We start from the raw sequence: 4,478 nt of genomic DNA on the forward strand, positions 1-4,478 counted from the left end.
GCGCGCCGAGCGGCTGGAGACGGTGGAACGGCCAGGATGGCCGGTCAGCCCGCGGGACTGACGGATTCGATGCTGGCGACGGAGAAGTCACGCTGGCCGTTGCGCAGGCGGCACCAGGAGTCGAGCCACTTGCCGTAGAACTGTTGCGGCTGGATTTGGCGGACGGTACGGGTGCCGTTGTTGTCCCGGTAGGCTATGACGACATCGTGCTGATGGTCCACGGCGCTGGCCAGCAGCTCCAGCTCTGCTTCGTTGAGACGGGTGTTCAGCCGGGCCAGCCGCTTGAAGGTACCGGAGTCCGGCGTTGTGTCGGCATCGGGATCCGCGGCCAGCCGGTGGGCGAGGTCGGCTGGGGAAAGCCGGCGCGGCCCACGGGCGGGGTCGGTGTGGTGGGGGGACGCCTGGTGTTCCTGCCGACGCGGAACGATCATCGTGCCGGCGGCGTCCTCGGCGATCGGGTAGAAGCCGACCTCGCGCAGGCGGGCCAGTACGTCGTCGAGTTTGAACGGGCTGGCCAAGACGGTAGGCGCCAGTTGGCTGAACTGCAGCTTCGCCAACGACCGGGTGTGGCGGATCTCAGTGGTCGAGGCTTCGTCGGAGATGACGCAGCAGCGCATGCCACGAACGCGGACCTGCCCGTGCCGGCGTGCGACATCGGAGATGAGGTACTCCAACGGCTGCGGCACGGCGTGCGCCGCCATGTCGCGCAGTTCCGCGAGAAGCGCGTCGGCGCTCCACCCCGCGTCGAGCGCGGCCCGGATGCTCGACGCGGAAAAACGCCACGTACCGGCGGCACCGCGAGACTCGGGGACGGCCGCGTCCCGCAGCAGCCGCGACACCGCCGAACTCGGCTGGCCGGCCACCACCGCGGTCAGATCCGACTGCAGGATGACGGTGAACGTGGCTTCGGGCAGCAGGTCGGCGCACTGCCTCGCCAGTTCGTCGACGACATCCGCCGCCACCGCGCTGGCGACGGCCAGCAGATGTTCGCCGAGCTCCGACAGCACATCGAGGGCGACCACCCCGAGCAGCTCCGCCTCCCGCGTCGCCGCGGCGGCCTTGCTGGCGCGCCGGACGGCGTCGTACCCGTCCAGCGGGCTGAACCACTCGATCTCCCGGCCAGCCGCGCGAACCGAACCACCTGAACCAGCGGCGTTCAACATCGCCCGGCGGATCCGGCCAGCTCCCGAGAGCAGCGGCAGCGGCGGCGGGAGATCCTTCTCGCCCTCGATCTCCCGGCTGGACGGCGCATGCTCCAGGGAGAACCAGGCCGACGCGAGGACGGCCCAGCGCCGGCCTGGTCCGGCGACGCGCCATTGCTGGTAGTCAGGGGTGGGCGCGTATCCGTTGTCGGTCTGGCCCAGCAGGCCAGCGGCGTACGCAAGATCGATCCATACCAGGAGGTCGGCCTCGGGCATGGACAGCCGTTTCGCGAGCCGTGACCGTTCCCGAGGCCCGACACCACCCTTTTTCAGGGCTACCACAGGCGTGGCGCGGGCCTCGTCGAGGAGGGCGGTCACCCGTCCTATGGCTTCTTCGGCGGCGGCCTGGGCCGCGGAGCGCACCATTGCCGGGTCGACGTCCGGCCGTGCGATCGCGGGTTGGCCGGTCAGGGAGAAATCGTGCTCGGCCTGCCAGGCGGCGATCGCCACCTCGCGCGGCAGCTCAGGCTGGCGGTTGCTTCGCAGCATCAGACCCGCGGCGATCAGGATCTCAGTCTGGCGGGCTGGGGCGGGTGCTCCGTACTCGATACGCCAGGAGTAGTCGCCGATCAGGCTGCGCCGGAATTCGTCGAGCCGGTCCCGTGCGGTCTGCGGCAGCCCGGAGATGATTTTTATGATCGTTTTTGGGTCTGACATCAGTTCGGACAGCCGTATGATCAACTCAGGCTTGCTCAGGCCGCTGGCGCTGCCTCCGAGCGCGGTGACCGCGGTCCGCAGCTCCGTCACGAGGACCGACTGGGCGATCTTCTTTACCGGGCGGGCGGCGTCGAAGTTCGCCGACCAGTGCGCGCGCAGCCGCTCCAGCAGCCGCACCATGTCGGAGTCACGCCAGGCCAGGCCGCGTACGCACAGGTCGGCGGCTCCGTCCCGGACGGCGCTCTCGGGTGCGCCCAGCCAGGCCGCCAGCGCGGGCACGGTCGCGGACCCGCCCAGCGCGGCGAGCGCCTGCCCGACATGCACCGTGTCCCTGTTCAGCATCCGCATCGCGGCGACGAGCGAATCCGGGCCGTCCAGCCGTTGGGCGAGCTGGGCGAAACCGCGGGGAACCGGCTCGATCAGGACATCTGGGCGTGCCGCCAGCAAAGCGGTCAGCGACGCCTCGTCCAAGGTTGCCAAGTAGCCGGCAAACGATTCAGCACACACCTGCTTCATTGTGCTGGGCAGCTTACGCCCGGTTCGCGGCGATCACCAGCGGTGGGTGGCCCATCGCCTGGTCGGCGTCGCCGGAGCGCAAACCCAGACTTTCCAGTCCCGTGGCAGTCGGCCGGCGGGCGAGAGCGCATAATCCGACTGCCCTTCCCGGACCCGCCCCGCGGGACTGATGAATCGTGTGTGGCGCGGGTAGCAGGTAACAGGCAGGAGGTTCACCGGTGATGGCTCTGCACGGCCAGGCAAGCGGCGAGCAGGCACAGGAGACCGTCGACATCCGGCCCCAGTTCGCCCGGCCGGGCGAGGATGTCGTGGTCCCGCGGTTCCGGATGCCGCAGGAGTCGATCACCCCGGAGACCGCGTACCAGATCATCCACGACGAGCTGATGCTCGACGGCAACGCGCGGCTCAATCTGGCCACGTTCGTGACCACCTGGATGGATCCGTACGCGGACCGGCTGATGGTCGAGTGCGCATCCAAGAACATGATTGACAAGGACGAGTACCCACAGACTGCCGAGATGGAGGCGCGTTGTGTCAACATCCTCGCCGACCTGTGGCACGTCCCGGACGCGCTGAACGCGGTCGGCTGCTCGACGACCGGTTCATCCGAAGCATGCATGCTCGCCGGGCTCGCGCTGACCCGCCGGTGGCGCGCCCGGCGTCGGTCGGCCGGCCTGCCGGCGGACCAGCCGAACATCGTCATGGGGGCCAACGTCCAGGTCTGCTGGGAGAAGTTCGCCCGGTACTGGGACGTTGAGCCACGGCTGGTGCCGCTCGGGCCGGGACGCACCCGGCTGACCGCCGATGCGGCGGTGGCGCACTGCGACGAGAACACCGTCGGCGTGGTGGCTGTCCTCGGCTCGACCTTCGACGGCAGCTACGAACCGGTGGCCGAGATCGCGGCCGCGCTCGACCGCCTCGCGGGATCGGGCGGCCCGGATGTGCCGGTGCACGTCGACGCCGCCTCGGGTGGGTTTGTGGCGCCGTTCTGTGATCCGGAGCTGGTCTGGGACTTCCAGCTGGACCGGGTGGCGTCCATCAATGCCTCCGGCCACAAGTACGGGCTGGTCTATCCGGGGGTCGGCTGGGTGCTGTGGCGTGACGAGGCGGCGTTGCCGTCCGATCTGGTCTTCCAGGTGGACTACCTGGGTGGCTCCGTGCCGACGTTCGCATTGAACTTCTCCCGGCCGGGCGCCCAGGTCGTCGCCCAGTACTACGCATTCCTGCAACTGGGTTGGGAGGGGTACCGGCGGGTGATGCAGACCTGCCGGGACAACGCCCGCTGGCTGGCCGGCGAGGTGGCGAAGCTCGGGCCGTTCGAACTGGTCTCGGACGGCGGCGGTATCCCGGCGTTCGCGTTCGCGCTGCGGGAGGAGGTCACCGGCTACACCGTCTTCGACGTCTCCGAGCTGCTGCGCACCCGCGGCTGGCTGGTACCGGCTTACCGGTTCCCGCCCGCGCTCAACGAGCTGGCGGTGCTGAGGGTGGTCGTGCGTAACGGCTTCAGCCGGGACCTGGCCGGAATGCTGGTCGCGGATCTGCGCCGGGTGGTGAAGCGGTTGTCCGACCCACACCGGCGTCCGTGGCCTGAGGACAACGGCGTCACCTCCTTCCACCACTGAGAGCGCCCGGCAACCTGGGTGTGGATCATGGAGCGGGGCTGGGATGCGGACACCCATGGCCAGTTGCATGATCTGATGGCCGCTGTCGGTCCTGATGCGGAGGAGGCCTACATGACCATCGCGGAGACACTCAGGGCTGAGGGCCGTGTCGAGGGCCGTGTCGAGGGCCGTGTCGAGGGGCGCGCTGAGGGCCGTGTTGAGGGGCGTGTGGAGACGCTGCTTCAGCTGTTGACTCTCAAGTTCGGTCCGGTTCCCGAACCGGTGCTCGCCGCTGTGCGCGACGCCTCTGCTGATCAGCTTCAGGTCTGGACCGCCCGTGTCCTGACCGCTGACAGCCTCGGCCAGCTCCTCGACTGACCAACAGGCACGCTGCAAGGCCTGTTCCTGCGATGGTCGGGACTACCTGGCTACGTAAGGATGCCGCTCTGTGGCCGGGTGGATCGGATCCCGGTATATGGCGCTGTCCGGGCCGTCCATGTCC

At 69.2% G+C, this 4,478-nt stretch carries 3 protein-coding genes; 2 read left to right on the forward strand and 1 reads right to left on the reverse strand.

The features are described 5' to 3' along the window. Positions 1 to 44 precede the first annotated feature (44 nt). Positions 45 to 2,375 carry a helicase-associated domain-containing protein gene (locus tag MJ797_RS20125; RefSeq protein ID WP_239338187.1) on the reverse strand — a complete coding sequence of 777 codons (2,331 nt, stop codon included), beginning with the start codon at positions 2,373 to 2,375 and terminating at the stop codon, positions 45 to 47. A 221-nt stretch (positions 2,376 to 2,596) separates the two neighbouring features. On the opposite strand from MJ797_RS20125, the gene MJ797_RS20130 reads away from it, so the two are divergent. Beyond that, the gene (locus tag MJ797_RS20130; protein ID WP_239338189.1) at positions 2,597 to 3,997 is read left to right on the forward strand and encodes a glutamate decarboxylase; all 1,401 of its coding nucleotides are present in this window, start codon (positions 2,597 to 2,599) and stop codon (positions 3,995 to 3,997) included. 27 nt (positions 3,998 to 4,024) lie between these two features. Beyond that, on the forward strand, positions 4,025 to 4,354 hold the full coding sequence (locus tag MJ797_RS20135) for a DUF4351 domain-containing protein (RefSeq protein ID WP_239338192.1): 330 nt from the start codon (positions 4,025 to 4,027) through the stop codon (positions 4,352 to 4,354). Positions 4,355 to 4,478 lie beyond the last annotated feature (124 nt).

The organism is Protofrankia sp. CiP3 (assembly GCF_917627345.1).
Taxonomy (GTDB): domain Bacteria; phylum Actinomycetota; class Actinomycetes; order Frankiales; family Frankiaceae; genus Protofrankia.